Origin of the sequence: Pseudoalteromonas obscura (assembly GCF_030135505.1) — a bacterium.
Classification (GTDB): domain Bacteria; phylum Pseudomonadota; class Gammaproteobacteria; order Enterobacterales; family Alteromonadaceae; genus Pseudoalteromonas; species Pseudoalteromonas obscura.
In genome coordinates, this window is sequence record NZ_JASJUT010000006.1 from 215960 (window position 1) to 238063 (window position 22104).

Consider the following 22104-nt stretch of genomic DNA (forward strand, 5'->3'; position numbering starts at 1 on the left):
TATCTAATGCTTGTCGTTAAAAAAGCTAAATTTCTGGCATAAAAAAACCGACTTTCGTCGGTTGTTCATCTCATGTTTTGATACTTGAGTGAAGTAATCACCTCAAAGGAGATGGCGGACACGGGACGTACTTTGTGGAGAGTGAACCTCCGACCGTCTGGTTTTCACCCTTGACCTTTGCGGTTTTATCTAATGCCTGTCGTTAAAAAAGCTAAATTTCTGGCATAAAAAAACCGACTTTCGTCGGTTGTTCATCTCATGTTTTGATACTTGAGTGAAGTAATCATCTCAAAGGAGATGGCGGACACGGGACGTACTTTGTGGAGAGTGAACCTCCGACCGTCTGGTTTTCACCCTTGACCTTTGCGGTTTTATCTAATGCTTGTCGTTAAAAAAGCTAAATTTCTGGCATAAAAAAACCGACTTTCGTCGGTTGTTTATCTCATGTTTTGATACTTGAGTGAAGTAATCATCTCAAAGGAGATGGCGGACGCGGGAGGATTCGAACCTCCGACCGCCTGGTTCGTAGCCAGGTACTCTATCCAGCTGAGCTACGCGTCCGCGATATCATGTTTACACACCTGATCAGTGCCTCTTTAATAACCACTTAGAGAAAGTGGCGGACGCGGGAGGATTCGAACCTCCGACCGCCTGGTTCGTAGCCAGGTACTCTATCCAGCTGAGCTACGCGTCCGGAATATCATGTTTTAACACCTGATAAGTGTCTCTATATTTAACCACTTAGAGAAAGTGGCGGACGCGGGAGGATTCGAACCTCCGACCGCCTGGTTCGTAGCCAGGTACTCTATCCAGCTGAGCTACGCGTCCATACAAAGAAAACCATTAAATAATGGCGGAGGGGGAGGGATTCGAACCCTCGATAGGGCTACAAACCCTATACTCCCTTAGCAGGGGAGCGCCTTCAGCCACTCGGCCACCTCTCCGTCTTTGTGGGGCGTATAATATAGAACAGAAAAAATAAGTCAAACACTTTTCTTGTAAAAAATGACTATATGGTGACAGATTGAACACACTGCCTTTTTTTCTTACAAATTGCTCTATTCCTAGTCATTTCTGTAAGTTGTAGGGGTGGAAAACTTGCTCATTAGACGTTGTTTACGGTCAAATACCTCTTCAAGGTAGGAGTCCAAATAACCCAACTTTTGAAATTCGACAATACACTGTCTGCAGTATTCCCTTCTGGCAGCTTCATGCTTAATTTGTTCTTCATCTAATTCCGGCATAATTGTATGTTTTCTGATGATTTATTTAACAGATGTGTCGTAAATGCCCCGTCAGTATAGGAATGGGCCAAGAAATTGCCAACAAGCCTGATTAGAATATTTTGTATTTATTACGGATACATAAATGATAAGAGCCTGTTTTTGCATAAAAACAGAGATATTATTGAGAAATACCAAATTATTTTTGAGATATATCTCACATGGATAAAAGAAAAGCGCCTAATGGCGCTTTTCTTTCAATATGTTGTTAGTCCGCTTGCGGGCGCATATGCGGGAACAAAATAACATCTTTGATTGTTGGCGAGTCTGTGAACAGCATCACCAAACGGTCAATACCGATACCTTCACCTGCTGTTGGCGGTAAACCATACTCAAGCGCTTGAATGTAGTCAGCATCATAGTGCATCGCTTCGTCATCACCAGCATCTTTCTCTTCAACCTGACGAGTAAAACGCTCAGCTTGATCTTGAGCATCGTTTAACTCTGAGAAGCCATTCGCAAGTTCACGCCCACCTACGAAAAATTCGAAACGATCTGTAATGAATGGATTTTCATCATTACGACGTGCTAATGGAGATACTTCCCACGGATATTCAGTGATGAAAGTTGGCTGAATTAGTTTGTGTTCTGCAGTCTCTTCAAAGATCTCACACAAGAATTTACCAGCACCCCATACACACTTCTCAGGGATCTTAACATGCACTTTCTTCGCGTATGCTACTAGCTCATCAAAGTGGTTTTCAGGATCTTTAAAGATGTGAGCACTTTCTTCTGCATCTGGACCATACTTAATGATCGCATCTGCCATTGATAAACGCTCAAATTGCTTACCAAAGTCATATTCGATAGTTTCAACGACTTCACCTTCTGCATTCTTAACAGTGTTAGTAACTGTTGTCGTGCCAAGTACGTCTTGAGCAACCGTGCGTAACATATCTTCAGTTAAGTTCATGAGATCTTTGTAATCAGCATAAGCTTGGTAGAACTCAATCATTGTGAATTCAGGATTGTGGCGTGTTGAAAGGCCTTCGTTACGGAAGTTACGGTTGATCTCAAATACACGGTCAAACCCACCTACAACCAAACGCTTAAGGTAAAGCTCAGGTGCGATACGCAGATACATATCAATGTCTAATGCATTGTGGTGCGTCACAAATGGGCGCGCTGTTGCACCACCAGGAATAACCTGAAGCATTGGTGTTTCAACTTCCATAAAGTCACGCTCAGCAAGGAAACGGCGAATACCTTCAATCACTTTTGAGCGAATACGGAATGTTTCACGCGTATCCATGTTGGTGATTAAGTCAACGTAACGCTGACGATACTTGGCTTCTTGATCAGTCAGACCATGAAACTTTTCAGGTAATGGACGAAGTGATTTGGTCAACAGTTCATACTGAACCATATCTACATATAGATCACCTTTGCCTGACTTGTGAAGTGGACCAGATACACCGATGATGTCGCCAATATCTAGTTGACCATACTTCTCTTTAAGTGCTTTCTGTACGTCCTTTGATGCATATGCTTGAATGCGACCTTTCATGTCTTGTAGAACAAGGAAAGGGCCACGCTTAGCAAGGATACGACCAGCTACCGATACCTGATGGTCTAATTCAACAAGCTCTTCTTTCGATTTATCACCAAACTTAGCCTGTAGATCAGCCGTATAGTCTTCACGGCGGAAGGTGTTCGGATGGCCATTGGCATCACAATTCTCGCGAATTGAGTCCAATTTTGCGCGACGCTCAGCAATGAGTTTGTTTTCGTCTTGGATTTGATCTGTCATTTTTTAGCTCTTAGTTTAGCTTGTTGATTAAAGGCCTGATTTCAGGCTAGCTTCGATAAATTTGTCTAGGTCACCGTCTAATACAGCTTGTGTATTGCGGTTTTCCACGCCAGTTCTTAAATCTTTGATTCTAGAATCATCTAGTACATAAGATCGGATCTGACTACCCCACCCGATGTCTGATTTTGCATCTTCCTGAGATTGTTTTTCAGCGTTTTGTTTTTTCATTTCAAGTTCAAACAACTTAGCTTTCAACTGCTTCATCGCTTGCGCTTTGTTTTTATGCTGAGAACGGTCGTTTTGGCACTGCACAACGGTATTCGTTGGTAAGTGAGTAATACGTACCGCAGATTCCGTACGGTTTACGTGCTGACCACCAGCCCCGGACGCGCGATATACGTCAATTCGTAAGTCTGCTGGGTTAATCTCAATTTCAATATTGTCGTCAATTTCAGGGTAAATAAATGCAGAGGCAAAAGAAGTGTGACGGCGGCCCGTCGAGTCAAATGGGCTCTTACGAACTAAACGGTGAACACCTGTTTCTGTGCGTAACCAGCCATAAGCATATTCACCAGAAACTCGTACTGTCGCGCCTTTGATACCGGCTACATCGCCATCGGTTGCCTCAACGATTTCGACCTTGAACCCTTTCGCTTCCGCCCAGCGCAAATACATGCGTAGTAACATGTTACACCAATCTTGTGCTTCAGTACCGCCAGAGCCAGACTGTAAATCTATATAGGCATCGTTGGCATCTTGCTCACCTGAGAACATACGGCGGAATTCTAGTTTTTCTAGCTGCGCGACTAAACCTTCAACTTCCCCTTGTGCTTCAACAAAAGTGTCTTCATCTTCTGCTTCTACCGCAAGTTCTACTAGGCCTTCTGCGTCATCCGCACCAGCAACTAGGTTATCTATGGTTTCGACAATCACCTCAAGAGATGACTTTTCACGACCTAAAGCCTGTGCTTTTTCTGGCTCATTCCATACTGCTGGGTCTTCAAGTTCGGCATTGACTTCCTCTAAACGCTCTTGTTTTAGAGCATAGTCAAAGATACCCCCGAAGAAGCTCAGTACGTTCGCGAATTTCCTTGATTTGATTAATCACAGGATTCACTTCAAACATCTACATTACTCCAATTTATGCCTTTACTACCTAGCCTGCACCCACTATTTTAATAGTCAATTTACGATGCGTGTTTAGGCAGGCTATCTAAACGGCCAATACTAACAAAATTTGCCGTCAGATATCAGCCCCAAAACAAGTTAATTTTGGGGTTTAACCGGATATCTTTCACTGTTTGTGCAAATGAACTGAATTACTCTTTGACAGCCTGAATTTCACGCACAATAAGTTGCAACGAAAACTTGCCCCTGAACTCATTGATATCCAATTGATATGCTACCTCAGCAAACTGTGCTGACATATTCGGCCAAGCCCTGAGGTCAACATTAAATGCAATGGCATCGACCAGTTTTCCCGTCGGGTGTTTTAATACAAGTTTTAAATGTTTTTCCGCGACGAGTCGCTGCTGCACTAGCTCAAAACGTTCACTGAATATCGGCTCAGGAAATTGTTGCCCCCACGGCCCAGCCGCTTGAAGCTGATTGGCAAATTCCATGTTAAAACACTCGCTAGGTAGTGCCCCATCTGTTAGCAAAACACTTTGTTTTAACTCTTCTGTGAGCTGTTTTTCGACTTCAGTTTCAAATGCGACTTTAAACTCTGCAAATTGAGCTTCATGGATGCTAAGGCCAGCAGCCATCGCATGACCACCAAACTTTAAAATTAACCCCGGTGATTGGGTATTAATACGCTCCAACAGATCTCGCATATGAATACCTTCTATTGACCGACAAGAGCCTTTTATTTGCCCCTCATCCCCTTGCGCAAATATCACTGCTGGTCGGTGATACTTTTCTTTTAGCCGACCCGCTAAGATCCCTATAACACCTTGGTGCCAGTCATCTTGAAACAAACATACGGCTGTTGGGATAGTTTGGGTCTTATAACTCAACCGCTCTAATACAGCTTGTGCTTCTTGTTGCATGCCCTGCTCAATCTCACGCCTTTCATGATTTAAACTATCTAATTCATTGGCAATTCGCCGGGCTTGATACTCATCTTTGGCCAATAAACACGCAATGCCCAAGCTCATATCATCTAATCGTCCGGCTGCATTCAATCGCGGCGCAAGCGAAAAACCAAAATCGCTGGCTGTTAAACGATTCATATTGCGATTGGATACCTCAATCAGCGCTTTAATACCTGGGCGCGTTTGGCCATTTTTAATGCGCGCTAAACCTTGGAATACCAAAGTACGATTGTTTGCATCTAAAGCAACAACATCTGCAACCGTACCCAAGGCGACTATATCGAGTAGGGAAGCTAAATTAGGTTCTTGTCGCTGTGTGCTTTGGAAGTACGATGTAGCCCTCAGATGATGGCGTAATGCGATCAACAAATAAAACGCCACACCCACTCCAGCTATTGATTTAGACGGAAACTCACAGTCATGGCGATTGGGGTTAATGATAGCGTCCGCATTTGGCAACTGCTCACCTTGCAAGTGGTGATCAGTCACAATCACAGCGATCCCCGCAGCTTTGACTATCTCAATCCCTGCAATACATGAAATACCATTGTCCACAGTAATGACGAGATCTGGCCCCAATTGCACAATTTGCTCCGCCAGTGCTGGACTCAAGCCATAGCCTAAACTAAACCTATCTGGCACCAAATAATCTACGTTGGCAAAACCAAACTCTGGCAATCCCTGCATCAGTACCGCGGTACTGGTCGCCCCATCCGCATCAAAATCACCGACAATAAGAATACGCTGCTGCGCATTGAGGGCAGAGGCCAGTATCTCACAAGCAACGGATATGTCTTTAAACAACTTAAAATCTAACAAGGTTGCTGCACTGTTATTCAACTCATTGGCAGATTGCACACCTCGTGCAGCATAGAGCTGTTTGATTACTGGGTGGAGGCTATCAGGTAAGTAGCTGTCTTCAACGCGCGCCCGGGGCTGGATCTTGGTTTGCATAGAACTCTTCATTTAACTTTCTAATATATCAATGTACCGTTGCAAAGCGTTTTTGTAGCGTAAAGCTTGCAGGCACAAAAAAAGGCCGAACGGCCTTTTTTTCGTAATGTGTCTATTATACGTAAAGCTTAAGACTTTGCATTTCTTTCTAAAGACGCTGCTAGCTCTGCTGCTGGCTGATAACCAGGAATGATTGTACCATCTTCAAGAATAATCGCTGGTGTGCCAGAAACACCGAACTTTTGACCTAACTGATAGTGTTCAGCAACAGGTGCACTACAGCCTTTTACATCCGCAACTGGGTTACCAGCTTTCGCCTCTGTCATTGCCGTTGCTGCATCTTTTGCACACCAAACATTCATTAAATCTTCATAACCTTGGCTTTGGATACCGCCACGTGGGAAAGCAAGATATTTAACCGTGATCCCAGCTTCTAGGTAGTCTTCTAGTTCGCGGTGAAGTTTACGACAGTAACCACAAGTGATATCTGTAAAAATCGTTACCTGATGCTTTTCATTTTCAGCTTTGTAGACAATCATTGAGTCTTCATATTGCTTTAAGCCTTCTTTGCGAACGCCACTCAATGCGTCTTCAGTCAGGTTTTTTCTGTTTGGAATGTCAATTAATGCGCCTTGCATTAAATAACGACCGTCAGGGCTTGAGTAAAAAACACCTCGGTCTGTGATCACGGTTTTTAACCCAGGGATCGGACTATCCGAAATGTCATTTACTGACAACCCTAATCCAGCTAACGACTGCTGAATTGGATTGATTGAAAAAACTCCCTCTTTTTCAGGTGCTTCATTTGCATACGCAGATGCACCAACCGCAAGCGCGGCTGCTAATAATAACTTTTTCATCTTTGTTCTCGTAAATTCGTTCTTCATTCACCAATAAGACCGTAAAACTGCAAAAAAATTCCATCAAGCCCTTGGATGGTGTTGTTCGTGCAGTGATTTTAATCGCTCACTAGCAACATGGGTATATATTTGTGTCGTTGACAAGTCACTATGACCCAACATCATTTGCACAACGCGTAAGTCCGCTCCATGATTCAGCAAATGTGTTGCAAATGCATGACGTAACGTATGTGGCGATAACGGAGACTTAACATCAGCCAACATAGCATAGTGTTTGATTCTATGCCAAAAAGTTTGCCGTGTCATACCTATGCCACGCTTTGAGGGAAACACAAAATCATTGGCATGCTTGACCATTTGTGGCCGACCAACTTTCAAAAACTGTTCAACCCAACGCAATGACTCTTGGCCCATCGGGACCATACGCTCTTTGCCGCCTTTGCCTTTCACTAACACCACAGCTTGGCGTAAATTGATTTGCTCAATTCTCAGGCCAACCAGCTCTGTTACACGTAACCCCGTAGCATAAAGTAATTCCAGCATTGCTTTATCTCTCAGCCCCATGGCATCTTCCACATCCGGTGCAGCGAGCAATGCTTCAACTTCTTGCTCTGTGAGCGTTTTTGGCAAAGACTGTACTGTTTTAGGTTGTGCAATATTCACCAATGGGCTTTGGGCGATTTTTTTATGGTTCACCCAATATAAGTAAAACCTTTTTAATGCGCTTATTGAGCGCGCAGTGCTCCTAGGTTTGAGCCCTAAATCAACTCGGTGGGCCAAGTATGCTTCAATATCTGCCACACTGACCGCCAAGATCTCTTGTCCATTGAGTTGTTTTTGTACAAAATCAGAAAACTTCTCTAGGTCATTCCTGTACGCAGCAATTGTATTATCACTCAATCCTTGCTCTAAAAATAGCGCATCTAAGAATAGTTCTATGGGATCAAAATGGTCATCTTCAAATTCGAGTATGGTTTCTTGTTCGTTCACGGGCTGCCTGTATCAATTGATTAAGCCTTAATGTAGACTGCCCCCATATAGTAACAGCCATTCGAGTGAAGAATAAAATGCAAATCGGGTTATTTTACGGTTCAACAACCTGTTATACAGAAATGGCCGCCGAAAAAATGCAAGACATCATAGGTAAAGACATGGTGTCACTGCACAATATCAAAGATGAACCATTGAAAAATGCAGAGCAATTCGACTTTTTGATTTTTGGTATCTCCACCTGGGACTTTGGTGAACTTCAAGAGGATTGGGAGTCTCAGTGGGATGATATCGAGAATGTCGAGCTAAGTGGCAAAACCATCGCGCTATTTGGCATGGGTGATCAACAAGGGTATGGCCAATGGTTTCAAGATGCGCTAGGCATGCTACATGATAAAATTTCACCTCAAGGTATTAATTTTATTGGATATTGGCCAAATTCTGATGACTATGAATTTGAGGCATCTAAAGCTCTAACGGAGGATGGCAAACACTTTGTTGGACTCGCGCTGGACGAAGACAGTCAATATGATAAAAGTGACGAGCGCATTGCCACTTGGATTGAACAAGTGATGACAGAATACGCCAATACTCTTTAAATTATTGTTGAGCGGCAAAGCCGCTCATTATATCTGCGGTAACCTAGCTGTTTTTACAACTAACCTACAAAACATTGTACCGGCCAATACGCCGAGTAAATTTGCTAAAAAATCTAGTGGATCAAATGAGCGGCTAGGGATAAATAGTTGGCTAGACTCCTCTACCACAACAAACAACAAGACAAATAAACTCCCTTGATAAACTCTCCAACCCAAAAATTGCCGAGTTTTAAACTTCCAAGCGGCACTCACTAATGAACTTAGTACCATAAATAAAACAAAGTGCCCTATTTTGTCTCCGTAAGGTAATCTTTGCACGAGTTCAAAAAAGATACTGTGGCCGCCAGTATTAGCCAAATAGACCATATAACAAATAAATGCTAAGAAACTTGTCGCAGCTATGACAACACAACGATATAGCACTCATTACTCCTTATTGGTTCCAAGACACGGTTCTTATCCACATTTTCATAGTCGGAAATCCCTTATCTGGACAACTCATTTGATATGCGTTTAACAGCGGATGTCCAATCCCACCACCGTGCTCAAAAGCGGTGATAAGACTTTCACTGGCTCCTCGGTACCCAGCTTCATGGAACACTATGTCCAACGAAAAGCCTAAATACTTCGCTGCCGCTACAGACCAAGCAGTGGCAGCCATTTCTTCACCCATCATTTGTTGCTTAGGACGACTATGCTGTAATCCCGTCTTATAAATATCACCATCTAGCAGGTGGCGTTCGGTAGGCTCACATACCGCGTAATGACCGGCTTCATGTAAAATATCTCCTGGGTAAGTCAGTTTATTAAGATCAATTTCTAGCCGGCCTTGCCGATGCTGCAATCCAGGCAAAAAAGTATCATCGCCTAAATTAGACAGTTTATATGGCAGGCCGATTTCGGTTAAAAAGCTCAGAATTACCTTTAGCTGTTGTGTACGCTCCATCTCACTCCTTATTTTTTAAACAGCTTGTTCGTATGCCTACTCCCTGCACTGCTTTACATTTTCAAATAAAAATCTCGACACAACTTTGTGTATAACTCACTGTACTGATTACTCATATCATAAATACACAGAGACTCTGTTTTTAGCGGCTCTGCATATTTTGACAGTTCGAACATCAAACGAGAGACCGGTTTTGATGGCGTGGTATTTACCTCGCATTGACGAACTAAATATAAACCCTGACATTGCGCTTGTTCAATAAAAACCTGCGCACCATCATAGGGTAAGATAATCGCCAATCTCGCAGTTTCTGACGAAAGACGAAGAAAAGCCTCTATCAACTCTGAAAAACTTAAACTGTCGGTATGGCGTGCTGTATTTCTTTGTGTATTATTCCCTTTCAGGCTGTCTTGAAAATAGGGCGGATTGCTGATTATTAGGTCAAACTTCTTGCCATTTTCAAACCCCTGAACCGCCTGATGATATAACTTTATATCGGACCATGGTGACTGTTCAAAGTTGTGACGTGCATCTTTGATTGCGAGATCATCAATTTCAATCGCACTTACAGCCAAGCTTGGAACTCGCTGTTTCACCATCAAACTCAACAGCCCAGTGCCGGCTCCGATATCTAATACCCTTTTTGTGCCACGCAGCGACACCCACGCGCCAAACATTATCCCGTCAGTTGAAACCTTCATTGCAGCATGGTTTTGGTCAATTTTAAATTGTTTAAATGCAAAGCTTGTCATATTGCACCTTTTAGAAAACGCCAAGCACAAGTATAATTCCGCTATTGTCCTTTATTTGTGATGCATTATGCAATTTTCTGAATTCGATCTTGATGGCAAGGTACTCTCTGCCATAAAAAAAATTGGTTATACAACCGCCACGAGCATTCAACAGTTGGCGATACCTGAAGCGCTCCTTGGACGTGATATTCTTGCATCGGCACCGACCGGAACGGGAAAAACCGCCGCATTTCTTATCCCAGCGATTCAGTATTTACTGGATTTTCCAAGAAAAGACCCAGGATTTGCACGCGTCCTAATTATGACGCCCACTCGAGAATTAGCCTATCAGGTTCATGATCAGTGCCAATCTCTTGCTGAAAACACCCATTTGCGAATTGGTGTTGTTACCGGTGGAATTAACTACGGCAGCCATAAAGAAATCTTTGAAAAGAACAATGATATTCTAATCGCTACACCAGGTCGGTTAATGGAATATTTAGAGACTGAAAACTTCCATGCGGACAATGTTGAACTGTTGGTACTTGATGAAGCGGATCGTATGCTTGATATGGGCTTCAAAAAAGAAATGCTAAGGATCTGTGACGAAGCAAAGAACCGCCGTCAAAGCTTTTTATTCTCCGCAACCCTCGAGGGCGATAGCGTCGAACTTTTTGCCGAACGTATGCTTAACGATCCTGCACTCCTAGAAGCTGAGCCATCAAGAAAAGAAAAAGGTAAGATCCATCAATGGGCACACCTTGCCGATGACTACAAACATAAACTTGCCCTACTGACTCATTTACTAAAGAGTGAAGAAGTAGAAAAAGCCATCGTATTTGTCAAAACCCGTGAGCGTTTGGAACAGCTTATTGGTGAGCTATATGCAAATGAAGTCAAAACAACTTGGCTGCGTGGAGAAATGCCACAGGATAAGCGTATGACAGCCATGGCTAGTTTTCACAGTGGCAGAACCAATATTTTGGTTGCAACGGATGTCGCTGCCCGTGGTATTGACGTGGCTGATATTACCCACGTAATTAACTTTGATATGCCGCGCACTGCCGACATATACGTACACCGCATTGGCAGAACAGGCCGTGCTGGTAAAAAAGGTACTGCCATCTCACTTGTTGAAGCCCATGACGTCGAAATGCTTGGTAAAGTGGAGCGCTATACGGATCAGAAACTTAAGCGAAGAACGATTGAAGGGCTGGAGCCAAAGCACAAAGAAGCCAAGCCACCGAAAAAGAAAAAAGACGCAGCAAAAATAAAAGCAAAGAAAAAAGCCGCTAAAGCAAAAAGTAAAAAGAAGAAATAAAACATAAGCCCCGTATCAACGGGGCTTTTTATTTCTAACAATCATTACGCTAGCAATGCGTTATACAACTTAGCCTCGGATATGGGCAAAAGATAAGGTTGGGAAACCTGAAACACACGAAGAACTGTCATCCGGTACCCAAATTGATACTTTCTTTTGTGTCGCCTGAGCGGCTAACAATATAGCGAGAATAGCGTCTGCATTTTTTATCTTAGATGTATCCCAGCGAATTGAGTCCAAATGCCTGCTAGGGCAATTATTTGAACTAGGAATTGCAGAGCTATTATTTACCTTTGGAATATAGATATAGCAAATATTATTATTTACGTGACACCCAACATGAGTAACTTGAGTATCAATTTGTTTTGCAAACGTGATTTTAGAAAATAAGACAACAAGTAAAAAAAGACTAACTCTAAACATTTTTTATCCTTCGTTAATTTAAAGCGCGCATTATATTAAATAATAAAGAAGCAGCAAGTAGCCCACCCTCTTTGATGGCGTCATTTGTACAACATCTAGATCAAAACTATAATTTAATGAGTTTATTTATATAATTAAGCAGCAACATGGAAGAAAATCAGAAAATAGCCCTTGAACAATATTTAGCTGAGTTACGTTTAATTGTAGATCTTCGCCTAACAGCACAATATCCGTACTTTTCAGATAAGCCCTACCCGCTTGGTCGCTGTAAAGAGATCCGAAATGCAATGTTGGAACTACTTCAATCGCGCCTCGCGATGCCATCTTTATCGGCCCCCCTGCAAATATTGAAAAATGAATTAAACCTTGGGCAAACATTAAAACCAGCTTGGGGATCCCTCAGAGATGAGTATTTTCAAAACGCTATTTTGCTAGGTGCTTGGTATATTGATACAGCCAATGATACCGTGAACCCAAACAAGCCCCGTGTTGAAATCGTCAAACTTGAACACAGTGGATTCAGAGCCATTTCAAGCTTTGAGCAATTTTGCCTAATTGCGAGAAAATACTGGCAAGTTACGATTTATAAAAACGACATCTATCCGGCTTTAGCTCCGTATATACCACTGGTATGCGTAAACAGTTTAGGGACCAGTTGGCTCGCGGCTGCCAATGACGACATGATTGCATTGGCGAGAAAGTCTTGTTTTGTACTGAGTGAACGTATACTAAATGAATTACCCAGCACACCGATATCCTTAAAACAACATTGGTATCAGCGGTATTCTGACAAAACAGCGCATCTATTGAGTGACACGGCGCACAGTGCCGCTGAATTTTGCCAGCTGTACAGGGAGCGACAAAAAGAGAGTGACTTGCTCTTCCGAGATGAGGTAGTTAAAGCCTATTTGCTAGTGGCGCAGGGTGTGTGTGTCGCTTAAACCAAATTGACACCATCAGCGCCAATATCAAAATCGGTGCAGACCCTATATTGAGTGCTTGCCATCCAATAGTACTCTCGATCCACCCGGCAAACAAAGATGACAACGCAACCATACTAAATACGAAAAATTCGTTTGCTGCTTGTGACTTAGCGCGCTCATGTGGAAAATATGTTTGGCTAACTAGCGATGTTGCACTGATAAACATAAAATTCCAACCGACACCTAAGAGCAACATTGCAACTAAAAAGTGCCACTGACTCTCTCCTGTTAAGTTAATCAAGGTACACGTAAACATCAAAATACAGCCGCCAATGATCATTGTGATAGAACCGTAGCGTTCAATAAGTTTGCCAGTAAAAAAAGACGGCAAAAACATGCCTAAAACATGCCACTCAATAACCATAGCCAGCTCAGCCAGATCGAAACCATGACGGTGCATGGCTAGTGGTGTCGCTGTCATTAACAAATTCATGACAGAGTAACTCACCATACCGATAAATGCAGCTACAGCGAACTGAGGCTGAGTAATGATACTCTTAATTGCTCTTGGCTTTTGTTGAGTGTGTTGTGTTGACACCTCGTCAAAGCTCACGAGTTGTAACAAAACTAGCGCGATAACATAAATGCCACTCAAAGCCAGAAATGAATTTGCATAGTTAATTTCAGGTAGATAATTATTTACCCAAACAGCTAAATTTGGTCCTAGTACTGCTGCAATCGCGCCACTTGCCATAATCATCGAGATTGCCCGGGCAGGTTTATCGCTAGCTTCGATCGCAGCAAAACGATACAAAGTCGCAAAGCCAATACCGATGCCAATCAAGAAAGTTGCTAAACAAAAGAGATAAAACTGACTACTCAAGAGGGCCCCAAATCCCATCACAGCCCCAGATATACCGATAAGATTGCCAATGCTGAAACCTAACTTTCGGCCAGTTTTAGCCATTACCAAAGATGCTGGTACGGTTGTGAGCAACAACCCAAACATTTGCGTTGCAACTGGCAGGGTTGTCAATGACGCTGACGAGCTTAACATTTGGCCCACTAAAGCACAGATGGTGACTAATAAAATATTCCCAGTCGTCATCAGCCCTTGGCAGCAAGCTAGTAAGAAAACATTTTTGTTCAAGGCATACTGCCTGTGAGCTTTATAAATCGGACCAAATTACTAATATACTTCTACGTCAGGGTGCGGAGTAACTTCACAGATTGATTCTGCTTGGCATTGCTGTGCACATGGTTGTGTAAGTCCATCTTCTTTACATATGCTAAGACACTCTTGCTGTTTATGTTGACATGAAATTTCACCACTGGAGTTTAAAATTGACACTCGTGTACCACATCCTTGTAATAATATAAAAAGCCCAATAGCTACTATTTTTTTCATGCCTGCTCTTCTCTTAAAAATACCGGCTCATTGGCTTTAGTTGTCGCTTCTTCGCTAAAGTAATAACCGGAAGTGTTAAATTCCTTTAATGACTCGATATCATTTATTTTATTTTCCATAATATATCTTGCCATCATTCCTCGTGCTTTTTTAGCATAAAAACTGATCACTTTATACTGACCATTCTTGCAGTCTTTAAATACTGGCGTGATAATATCTGCTTTCAGCGCCTTTTTATCAACTGCTTTAAAATACTCATTAGAAGCAAGGTTAACAAGCTGCTTTGAATCTGACTCTGCCAGAGCTTCATTAAGCTTATCTGCAATAATGCTGCCCCAAAACTCATAGAGGTTTTTCCCTCGTGAATTGGCAAGCTTAGTACCCATTTCTAAACGGTATGCTTGCATAAGATCCAAAGGTCTCAACAGCCCATACAAGCCAGATAAAATCCGTAAATGCTGCTGCGTATGCTCCAAAACATTTTGCGGTAAGCTGGTGGCATCTAAACCTGCGTATACATCACCATTAAATGCAAAAATGGCTTGTCTTGCATTATCAATGGTAAAAGGCTGTGACCACTCGGCAAATCTCGCCGCATTTAAACCAGCCAGTTTATCGCTGATTTTCATTAAACTGCCGATTTCTTGAGGACTTAAATCACGACATACTGAAATTAATGCTTCTGAATGCGTCAATAACTCAGGTAGGGTGTGTTGCGTTGTTGGCACGCTAGAGTCGTAATCGAGATTTTTTGCAGGTGAAATTACCGTGATCATTGATAGCCTATTGACTTAAATATTGATTAATGTCAATTTCAACACTATCCACAGTTGATCGCAAGCGTAAAATCTTCCGCCTTCAGTTGCTCAGTCACGTAACCACTAGGTAATAGACAGCACCTTACTGTGGGTAAACATAACTCGCCTTATTATAAAAATGACCAAAACCGGCTAGGACAAAACCATATGATATAAGTCATGCGGACATTTGACCTATAAAAGCTGATCACGGTATTGCAACATAAGGTGTGTAATTTTATTTATAGCTGCAAATATAGGAATGAGGACAGCATGACTTCAGCATTAGATAGGCTAAAACAGCATTCGTCGATTGTTGCCGATACAGGCGACATCGAAGCGATCCGTAAACACCAACCGGAAGACGCAACAACTAATCCATCACTTTTACTTAAAGCAGCACAAACGCCTGCCTATCAGCCGTTTCTAAAACAAGCGTTAGATTACGCAAAATCTCAAGAGCAAGACGAGCAAAAGCAAGTTGAGTTGGCCTGTGATTATTTCGCTGTATTAATTGGCAAAGAAATCGCAAGCATTGTTCCGGGTTATATTTCAACAGAGGTTGATGCTCGTTTGTCATTCGATACACAGGCAACCATTGCAAAGGCACAACAACTGCTAGCACTATATGAAGAGCAAGGTGTAAGCAAAGACAAAATCCTCATCAAAATAGCTTCAACTTGGGAAGGTATTAAAGCAGCTGAAGAGTTAGAAAAGCAGGGCGTTAAATGTAACTTAACACTGCTATTTAGCCAAGCTCAGGCACGCGCATGCGCGGACGCAAATGTATTTCTTATCTCACCATTTGTTGGCCGTATTCTTGACTGGCACGTTGCCCATGGTGTTGATAAGCCAACTGATCCGCTAGACGACCCAGGTGTACAATCTGTTCGTACCATTTACGATTTCTACAAACGCCACGGTTATAAAACAGTCGTAATGGGTGCAAGCTTCCGTAACACTGGAGAAATCGTTGCACTGACTGGGTGTGATAAACTGACAATCAGCCCTGCTCTATTAGAAGAGCTTGGTGAATTACCTGCAACCGAAGACTACTTGCTGGAAAATGCCCAAGCTAGCGCTGAGAAGCCAGCTCCATTAACTGAGAGTGAGTTCCGTTGGTTACATAACCAAGATGCAATGGCTACTGAAAAACTCGCAGAGGGTATAAGAGCATTTGCGCATGCTCAGGAAATTTTAGAGTCAGAAGTGACCAAATTATAATTTGGTTAAAATGTAAAAAAGCGCCAAAGGCGCTTTTTTTATTGCTCTACAGCATGCCGCAGATTATCGACGCATGCTTAAGTTTGTAATCTTAGTCACATCGTTACCACACCACCTGATTGTACCACCAGAAGTGAATACACTCCCCGCAGCTTTGCCTGTCGTTACCATGGTCATTGCCATGCTATACAAACGGTTGTACTGCGCTTCAGAAAAGGCTGTGCTGTCTAGTAGGTATAGCTTACCACCAGCTGAAATCGCAAAGTTTTCACCACAGTGAAAAACAAGATCTATTGACTTACCAGATGGGTTAGCCATAGCGTTAAGAGAAGCGAACAAAAGAGAAGAGGCTAGTATTGCTTTTTTCATAAATATTTCCATTACTTATTTATTTTTGAGGCACTATAGTACCCTAACCAGAGCCACGTTTCATTCAAAAACCGCAATATTTCCCCAATCGATTTCTGTAATTAAACTGTCACCTTGTTTTCACTTTAAATACATATTAGTGTTTTATTTTTCTACTGTCTGTGGTATACCAGCATTACTCAAGTGTGTTTTTCGTGCAAATGGGGTAATGCTAAAACACATGTTTTGAGGTTAGTACATCAATAGGAGATATTCATGGATAGCCTAGACGATATGATAGAAGTAATAGAAAGTCCGGAACCAAAAAAGAAAGCCTCATCGAAGGGGAAAAAAAGAAAGTGGCGTGAAATAGAAGCGCTTAAAGACCGACAACGCCTTCGTAAGGAATTGGAAGAACTAGACATATTCGCAGACAGCGTCGATTTAGACGAACTCGATTTTATATAACAAAAAGGCTCTATAAATTAGAGCCTTTTGTTTGTCTGACCGTATGCAGTGGCATGCGAAAGCATGCCAGTAACTTGATTATACTTGCCAGTTAATGGGGCTTTTACCCATTGACTCTAGTAGTTTGTTGGTTTTAGAGAAATGTTGACAACCAAAGAATCCTCTGTGAGCGGATAGAGGAGATGGATGTGGCGCATGCAATACATGATGGCGCGACTTATCAATTGCCTTTCCTTTTTTCTGGGCATGTGCGCCCCATAAAAGAAATACAACGCCTTCACAATGCTCATTAAGCTGTGCTATCACCACATCGGTAAAACGCTCCCACCCTAAATGTTTATGCGAATGTGCTTGACCCTGCTCTACGGTCAATACCGTATTTAGCAACAATACCCCTTGCTTTGCCCAAGGCAGTAAATAGCCGTGATCGGGTATCGTAAACCCAGTGATATCTGTTGCCAACTCTTTGTACATGTTAGCAAGAGAAGGCGGTGCCTTAACACCGGGCAATACTGAAAAACATAATCCGTGAGCTTGGTTGGGGCCATGGTAAGGGTCTTGGCCCAGTATTACCACTTTAACCTCATTGAGCTCTGTCACTTTAAAAGCTTCAAACACCTGCGCTTGCGGCGGATAGACAACAACACCTTCGTTGCGTCTTTGTGCAACATAGGTCATCGTATCTTGAAAATAAGGCTGCTGTTTTTCTGCTCCCAACAATTCTTGCCATGTTGTCATGTTCGTTTTCCGTAGTAAGTTCGTGATGCGTGCAGTTTATCACACATATCTTTCACTCCTGTCAGCATTCGAGTGCTAAAGCGGTGCAGCAAATCTGCATCGACTTCAATATACTGCTTGTGCTTAACCGCTGGAATTTCAGTCCATAGCTGCCAGTCGACTTTTTGTGGCTGCTTTTTTGCCCGCTCATTTGGAATGATAATGACTTGTGGATGCTTCGCGATGACATTCTCAAGACTTATTTGAGGGTACTCTGTTGTCGCATTAGCAAAGACATTACGCACCTTACATGTTGATAACGTTTGGTGTATCCACGTATTACCATTGATCGTCATCATAGGTGACGGCCATAATTGATAAAAGACGTCCAGTGACGACATGTTTTTGTACTTTTCAACAAGAGTATGATAATCGGAAAGAAACTTATCGGCTTTCAACTTAGCTTGCGCCTCTCGCCCTGTCAGTTTTCCTAACTTCATTAACTCCCTCGGAACCTGATGAATGTCTTTTGCCACACTATAAACAACTGGGATGCCTAGTGATTTTAGTTTCTCGATATCCCCTTCTTTGTTGCCACTTTGCCATACAATCACCAGATCAGGCTTAAGCGCCAAGACTTTTTCTAGCTGAATACCATGAAACCCACCAATGCGAGGGATTTTTTTTGCAGCCTCTGGATAATCTGCATATTCAACAGTACCCACTATTTTACTTCCAGCACCGATTGCATAGAGGTTTTCAACGATATGCGGTGCCAATGCGACTATACGGTTAAACACTTTTTCCGATTGTGCCTGCGTATTATTTGAGTACAGCAGCACAAATATAGATAGCATAAAAACCTGTTTGAGCATCAGTAGTCGAACCCTTTTTGTGCTTGAATTCCCGCTTCAAAAGCATGCTTAACATTCCTGACTTCACTTACCGTATCGGCCAATTCGGTCAAGCGGCGGTGTGCTCCTCTACCCGTAATGATCACTGATTGCATTTTAGGCCTGTTATTCAATGCCTCAATCACTTCATCCAAGTCTAAGTAGTCATAGCTCACCATATAAGTTAGCTCATCTAATAATACCAAGTTAATTTCATCATCCTGAAGCCAAGCCTTCGCTTGTTGCCACGTCGCTTGCGCAGCTTGCGTATCTGTATCTCTATTTTGAGTCTCCCAAGTAAAGCCTGTTTTCATAACAGCAAACGGCACGCCTGCACTTTCCAATAAATTGCGTTCACCACATTCCCAAGTACCCTTGATAAATTGTACTACCGCTGCTTTCATTCCGTGGCCGACACAACGCGCCACTGTACCAAAGCCAGATGTCGACTTACCTTTCCCGTTCCCGGTGATCACTTGAAGAATACCTTGCTCAATTGTGGCCTGTGCGACTTTTTGATCAACTTGCTCTTTAACTTTTTGTTGTCTCTCTTTGTACTTTTCTTGGTTTTTGTCTGTCATACTTGACTCCTATACGTCGAGTGCAAAAATCTTGTCTATATTTAGATGCTGCTCACAAATATCAGCTAGTTTTTCTAATTGTGCTTCGCGGTGTTTCGCCAAATCAAACCCACTACAATCAAATTTACCATTGCTGGCCCACTGCAAAATTGCGGTACTGGTATCGGGGTTATCAAACAAACCATGCAAGTAAGTACCTGCTATCAAATTATCTTCGGAAATAAAGCCATCCGTAGCCGCACCTAACGGGTGTTCGACGAAAGCTAAAAATGGCCGCTTAAGTGCTTCCCCCTCACTCTGACCACAGTGAATTTCATACCCTGATATATCAACTTTCCCGTTGTTTAATAAACAATGTCCTGACACATTGGTCAGTTGCTTCGTTTCTTTCAATTCGGTGGTTAAGGCGGCTAAACCAAGCGCCATAGTAAACTTTTGTGACGACTCGATATTGAGCGGATCTACTATTTTTTGCCCGAGCATCTGCAAGCCGCCGCAAATTCCTAATACTTTTCCTTGATACCTCAAGTGACGCTTAATTTCCTGATCCCACCCTTCACTACACAAAAAAGCCAAATCACTAGTGACATTTTTACTACCTGGAATGATGATGAGATCAACGTTTCCGATTTTTTCTCCATGGCGAACATATCTCAAATCCACCTTGGGGTTTAGCCTAAGACTATCAAAGTCGGTATGATTACTAATATGAGGCAATAGTAAAACAGCAATATTCAAACTGGCGTTCTCTGTTCGATTTTCTATTGTTACCGCATCTTCTGCATCTAAGGCTAAATCATGTAGATAAGGCAAAACACCCAATACTGGTTTACCAGTATACTCCTCTAGCCAATCTAAGCCGGATTGTAATAACCCGATATCTCCCCTAAATCGATTGATAACAAAACCTTGCACCAACGCCTGCTCTTGTTCACTTAACAGTGCTAAAGTACCAACTAGATGTGCGAATACACCTCCTTTATCGATATCAGCAATGATAATAACTGGACAATTTACTTCACACGCAAACCCCATATTGGCGATATCATTTTCTCTGAGGTTGATTTCTGCCGGACTTCCCGCTCCCTCTACCAAACAGAGCTGATAAGACTGGCCCAACCTTTGGTGAGACGCCAATACGGCCTGCATAGCAACCGCTTTATAATCCTGATACCCAGCCGCTTCCATATTAGTCAGTGCATGACCATGCACAATGACCTGTGCACCGGTGTCCGAGTTAGGCTTTAGCAAAATTGGATTAAAGTCGACACTTAATGGGACTTTTGCAGCCATGGCTTGGAGCGCCTGTGCTCGCCCGATCTCTCCTCCGCAAGGAGTAACCGCACTATTAAGCGCCATATTTTGCGGCTTAAACGGGGCGACTTGCATGCCCTTTCTTGCAGCCAAACGGCATAAACCAGCCACCAAAGTGCTTTTACCTGCATCAGAGGTAGTCCCCTGAACCATTATTGTTTTCATTTTAAACCACGTTTTAAATTTAATGCCAAACCCGCCATCACAAAGTCCACTTGATCGGCAATGCCCGCAACTTCTTGATTCAAACGCCCCGACTCATCGACAAATTGTCGACTTAATTCACCCAAAGGTACGATGCCATGACCCACTTCATTACTCACAAGTATCACGCTTCCAGAAGTCGCTAACAACGCGTCAATCAGATGTTTTTTTTGTGTTTGATATTCCGACCACTCAACCTCACACAAGCCGTATGTCAACCAGAGTGTTAAGCAATCTACAAGTACGCATTGCGAAGGTTTTAATTGAGCGATAATGGGAGCTATGTGCCAAGGGCACTCAATGACTTGCCAGCAGGGATCTCGATTGGCTTTATGATGCATAATTCTGCACGCCATTTCTTCATCTTTACCCTGAGCCGTTGCCAGATAAATCAGCTCTTGAACATTGCCTGAAGCCAACCAGCTTTGTGCTCGGTGCTCCGCCATCGAACTTTTTCCAGAACGAGCACCGCCAAGGATGAATTCTACGCGTCTAGTCATAAAAAGCTCACCACGCAATAAGTATAAATGGCAATTTCCGAAACCTGCTGCGCTGCACCTAAACAATCTCCTGTGTACCCACCAAGTTGATGTTTAAACCATAGCTGACATAACCCGCGTGTCACCCACAAAGTGGCAATGAGAGTAACAATTTGCCAGATAGACGTCAGAGACAGCAGATAAGTCAGAAATAACACCACGCCCCCTGTGACATACAAAATTGTGCGACATTGAGCATTTAAGCTTTTTGCAATCGGCTTTACTTTACTTTGTGAATCAAGCTGAACGTAGGGTAGTTTACCAATTAAGCTCGTTGCACTAACCCGACTCAGGGTCTGTGCAAGCACGACACTGCACAACAGTGCTGATAAGTTTTCGCTCAGTGCAAGCATGAGCTGAAATTTACTGAGCAGCAATATTAGTAACGCCACACTACCATAGGTACCCAGACGACTATCTTTCATAATGTCGAGTTTTTGTTGCCTACTCCACCCACCGCCAAAACCGTCCCAAACGTCCGCAAATCCATCTTCATGAAATGCGCCAGTAAGGAGTAAACTCGCACCAAGTGTAAATACAATGACTACACCAAATGGCAAGAATAATGACATAGCCCAAAGAAGTAATGCCATCAACACACCGATACACAAACCCACACAAGCAAAATACCTAGTAGCTCGATTGATGTGCTCATCACTCACGGGGCCACTTAGTTTGATTGGCACGCGAGTGAGAAAAACAACTGCAAGTTTAAATAGGGAGAGTTGTCTCATA

25 protein-coding genes and 4 tRNA genes are annotated in these 22104 nt (G+C 42.7%); 5 read left to right on the forward strand and 24 right to left on the reverse strand.

What is annotated here, in order from left to right; genetic code table 11:
• Nucleotides 1–484 precede the first annotated feature (484 nt).
• The 10 genes from QNM18_RS15540 to xerD form a co-directional block, all read right to left on the reverse strand.
• A tRNA-Arg gene (locus QNM18_RS15540) sits at nucleotides 485–561 on the reverse strand.
• A 56-nt stretch (nucleotides 562–617) separates the two neighbouring features.
• Nucleotides 618–694 (reverse strand) — tRNA-Arg (locus tag QNM18_RS15545).
• A gap of 57 nt (nucleotides 695–751) precedes the next feature.
• A tRNA-Arg gene (locus QNM18_RS15550) sits at nucleotides 752–828 on the reverse strand.
• 23 nt (nucleotides 829–851) lie between these two features.
• Nucleotides 852–944, reverse strand: a tRNA-Ser gene (locus tag QNM18_RS15555).
• Between the two features lie 120 nt (nucleotides 945–1064).
• Nucleotides 1065–1244, reverse strand: a complete 180-nt coding sequence (locus QNM18_RS15560) for a hypothetical protein (protein ID WP_211012787.1) — start codon at nucleotides 1242–1244, stop codon at nucleotides 1065–1067.
• Nucleotides 1245–1491: 247 nt separating this feature from the next.
• Nucleotides 1492–3033, reverse strand: coding sequence for a lysine--tRNA ligase (gene lysS, locus QNM18_RS15565; protein ID WP_211012786.1), 1542 nt, complete (start codon nucleotides 3031–3033; stop codon nucleotides 1492–1494).
• 27 nt (nucleotides 3034–3060) lie between these two features.
• Nucleotides 3061–4159 (reverse strand): peptide chain release factor 2 gene (gene prfB, locus QNM18_RS15570; protein WP_155250764.1). Its coding sequence is split into 2 segments (ribosomal slippage): nucleotides 3061–4083 and nucleotides 4085–4159, totalling 1098 coding nucleotides; the frame shifts between segments, so codons are not numbered across the junction.
• A gap of 193 nt (nucleotides 4160–4352) precedes the next feature.
• On the reverse strand, nucleotides 4353–6083 hold the full coding sequence (gene recJ / locus QNM18_RS15575) for a single-stranded-DNA-specific exonuclease RecJ (protein ID WP_284137771.1): 1731 nt from the start codon (nucleotides 6081–6083) through the stop codon (nucleotides 4353–4355).
• A 128-nt stretch (nucleotides 6084–6211) separates the two neighbouring features.
• On the reverse strand, nucleotides 6212–6943 hold the full coding sequence (dsbC, locus tag QNM18_RS15580; RefSeq protein WP_211012785.1) for a bifunctional protein-disulfide isomerase/oxidoreductase DsbC: 732 nt from the start codon (nucleotides 6941–6943) through the stop codon (nucleotides 6212–6214).
• A 63-nt stretch (nucleotides 6944–7006) separates the two neighbouring features.
• Nucleotides 7007–7933, reverse strand: a complete 927-nt coding sequence (gene xerD / locus QNM18_RS15585; protein WP_211012784.1) for a site-specific tyrosine recombinase XerD — start codon at nucleotides 7931–7933, stop codon at nucleotides 7007–7009.
• A gap of 77 nt (nucleotides 7934–8010) precedes the next feature.
• Between xerD and fldB the strand changes: the two genes are divergently transcribed.
• A complete protein-coding gene (fldB, locus tag QNM18_RS15590; RefSeq protein WP_284137772.1) occupies nucleotides 8011–8532 on the forward strand; it encodes a flavodoxin FldB in 522 nt (173 codons plus the stop codon).
• A 27-nt stretch (nucleotides 8533–8559) separates the two neighbouring features.
• Here the strand turns inward: fldB and QNM18_RS15595 are convergent, their stop codons facing one another.
• The 3 genes from QNM18_RS15595 to QNM18_RS15605 are packed head-to-tail and all read right to left on the reverse strand — an operon-like array spanning nucleotide 8560 to nucleotide 10230.
• Nucleotides 8560–8955 (reverse strand): VanZ family protein, encoded by a 396-nt coding sequence (locus QNM18_RS15595; protein WP_284137729.1) that lies wholly within the window; start codon nucleotides 8953–8955, stop codon nucleotides 8560–8562.
• A 10-nt stretch (nucleotides 8956–8965) separates the two neighbouring features.
• Nucleotides 8966–9478 (reverse strand): hypothetical protein, encoded by a 513-nt coding sequence (locus QNM18_RS15600; RefSeq protein ID WP_211012782.1) that lies wholly within the window; start codon nucleotides 9476–9478, stop codon nucleotides 8966–8968.
• 53 nt (nucleotides 9479–9531) lie between these two features.
• Nucleotides 9532–10230: a tRNA1(Val) (adenine(37)-N6)-methyltransferase gene (locus QNM18_RS15605; protein WP_284137730.1), complete on the reverse strand. Its 699-nt coding sequence runs from the start codon at nucleotides 10228–10230 to the stop codon at nucleotides 9532–9534.
• Between the two features lie 67 nt (nucleotides 10231–10297).
• On the opposite strand from QNM18_RS15605, the gene srmB reads away from it, so the two are divergent.
• Nucleotides 10298–11530 carry an ATP-dependent RNA helicase SrmB gene (gene srmB, locus QNM18_RS15610; protein WP_211012780.1) on the forward strand — a complete coding sequence of 411 codons (1233 nt, stop codon included), beginning with the start codon at nucleotides 10298–10300 and terminating at the stop codon, nucleotides 11528–11530.
• A 69-nt stretch (nucleotides 11531–11599) separates the two neighbouring features.
• Here srmB and QNM18_RS15615 read toward each other — a convergent pair whose 3' ends face one another.
• Nucleotides 11600–11953, reverse strand: coding sequence for a hypothetical protein (locus QNM18_RS15615; protein ID WP_211012779.1), 354 nt, complete (start codon nucleotides 11951–11953; stop codon nucleotides 11600–11602).
• Nucleotides 11954–12099: 146 nt separating this feature from the next.
• On the opposite strand from QNM18_RS15615, the gene QNM18_RS15620 reads away from it, so the two are divergent.
• On the forward strand, nucleotides 12100–12894 hold the full coding sequence (locus QNM18_RS15620; RefSeq protein WP_284137731.1) for a hypothetical protein: 795 nt from the start codon (nucleotides 12100–12102) through the stop codon (nucleotides 12892–12894).
• Here the strand turns inward: QNM18_RS15620 and QNM18_RS15625 are convergent.
• The 3 genes from QNM18_RS15625 to yaaA are packed head-to-tail and all read right to left on the reverse strand — an operon-like array spanning nucleotide 12851 to nucleotide 15060.
• Nucleotides 12851–14026: an MFS transporter gene (locus tag QNM18_RS15625; RefSeq protein ID WP_284137732.1), complete on the reverse strand. Its 1176-nt coding sequence runs from the start codon at nucleotides 14024–14026 to the stop codon at nucleotides 12851–12853. The genes QNM18_RS15620 and QNM18_RS15625 overlap by 44 nt on opposite strands.
• Before the next feature lie 39 nt (nucleotides 14027–14065).
• Nucleotides 14066–14284, reverse strand: coding sequence for a hypothetical protein (locus QNM18_RS15630; RefSeq protein ID WP_211012776.1), 219 nt, complete (start codon nucleotides 14282–14284; stop codon nucleotides 14066–14068).
• Nucleotides 14281–15060, reverse strand: coding sequence for a peroxide stress protein YaaA (yaaA, locus tag QNM18_RS15635; protein ID WP_211012775.1), 780 nt, complete (start codon nucleotides 15058–15060; stop codon nucleotides 14281–14283). Before yaaA ends, QNM18_RS15630 begins: the two co-directional genes overlap by 4 nt.
• Nucleotides 15061–15354: 294 nt before the next feature.
• On the opposite strand from yaaA, the gene tal reads away from it, so the two are divergent.
• The gene (gene tal, locus QNM18_RS15640; protein ID WP_284137733.1) at nucleotides 15355–16305 is read left to right on the forward strand and encodes a transaldolase; all 951 of its coding nucleotides are present in this window, start codon (nucleotides 15355–15357) and stop codon (nucleotides 16303–16305) included.
• A gap of 63 nt (nucleotides 16306–16368) precedes the next feature.
• On the opposite strand, the gene QNM18_RS15645 is transcribed toward tal, so the two are convergent.
• The gene (locus tag QNM18_RS15645) at nucleotides 16369–16674 is read right to left on the reverse strand and encodes a hypothetical protein (protein ID WP_211012773.1); all 306 of its coding nucleotides are present in this window, start codon (nucleotides 16672–16674) and stop codon (nucleotides 16369–16371) included.
• Nucleotides 16675–16929: 255 nt separating this feature from the next.
• Between QNM18_RS15645 and QNM18_RS15650 the strand changes: the two genes are divergently transcribed.
• Nucleotides 16930–17121 carry a DUF3545 family protein gene (locus QNM18_RS15650; protein ID WP_211012772.1) on the forward strand — a complete coding sequence of 64 codons (192 nt, stop codon included), beginning with the start codon at nucleotides 16930–16932 and terminating at the stop codon, nucleotides 17119–17121.
• 78 nt (nucleotides 17122–17199) lie between these two features.
• Here the strand turns inward: QNM18_RS15650 and ung are convergent, their stop codons facing one another.
• Genes ung through QNM18_RS15680 form a run of 6 tightly spaced genes read right to left on the reverse strand, consistent with a single transcriptional unit; the run spans nucleotide 17200 to nucleotide 22103 of the window.
• The gene (gene ung, locus QNM18_RS15655) at nucleotides 17200–17859 is read right to left on the reverse strand and encodes a uracil-DNA glycosylase (protein ID WP_284137734.1); all 660 of its coding nucleotides are present in this window, start codon (nucleotides 17857–17859) and stop codon (nucleotides 17200–17202) included.
• Nucleotides 17856–18713, reverse strand: a complete 858-nt coding sequence (locus QNM18_RS15660) for a cobalamin-binding protein (protein WP_211012770.1) — start codon at nucleotides 18711–18713, stop codon at nucleotides 17856–17858. The genes ung and QNM18_RS15660 overlap by 4 nt, the downstream gene beginning before the upstream one ends.
• Nucleotides 18713–19312 carry a cob(I)yrinic acid a,c-diamide adenosyltransferase gene (gene cobO / locus QNM18_RS15665; RefSeq protein ID WP_284137735.1) on the reverse strand — a complete coding sequence of 200 codons (600 nt, stop codon included), beginning with the start codon at nucleotides 19310–19312 and terminating at the stop codon, nucleotides 18713–18715. The genes QNM18_RS15660 and cobO overlap by 1 nt, the downstream gene beginning before the upstream one ends.
• A gap of 9 nt (nucleotides 19313–19321) precedes the next feature.
• Nucleotides 19322–20791: a cobyric acid synthase gene (locus QNM18_RS15670; protein ID WP_284137736.1), complete on the reverse strand. Its 1470-nt coding sequence runs from the start codon at nucleotides 20789–20791 to the stop codon at nucleotides 19322–19324.
• Nucleotides 20788–21330, reverse strand: coding sequence for a bifunctional adenosylcobinamide kinase/adenosylcobinamide-phosphate guanylyltransferase (gene cobU, locus QNM18_RS15675; RefSeq protein ID WP_284137737.1), 543 nt, complete (start codon nucleotides 21328–21330; stop codon nucleotides 20788–20790). The genes QNM18_RS15670 and cobU overlap by 4 nt, the downstream gene beginning before the upstream one ends.
• The gene (locus QNM18_RS15680) at nucleotides 21327–22103 is read right to left on the reverse strand and encodes an adenosylcobinamide-GDP ribazoletransferase (RefSeq protein WP_284137738.1); all 777 of its coding nucleotides are present in this window, start codon (nucleotides 22101–22103) and stop codon (nucleotides 21327–21329) included. Before QNM18_RS15680 ends, cobU begins: the two co-directional genes overlap by 4 nt.
• Between the last annotated feature and the right edge of the window lies 1 nt (nucleotide 22104).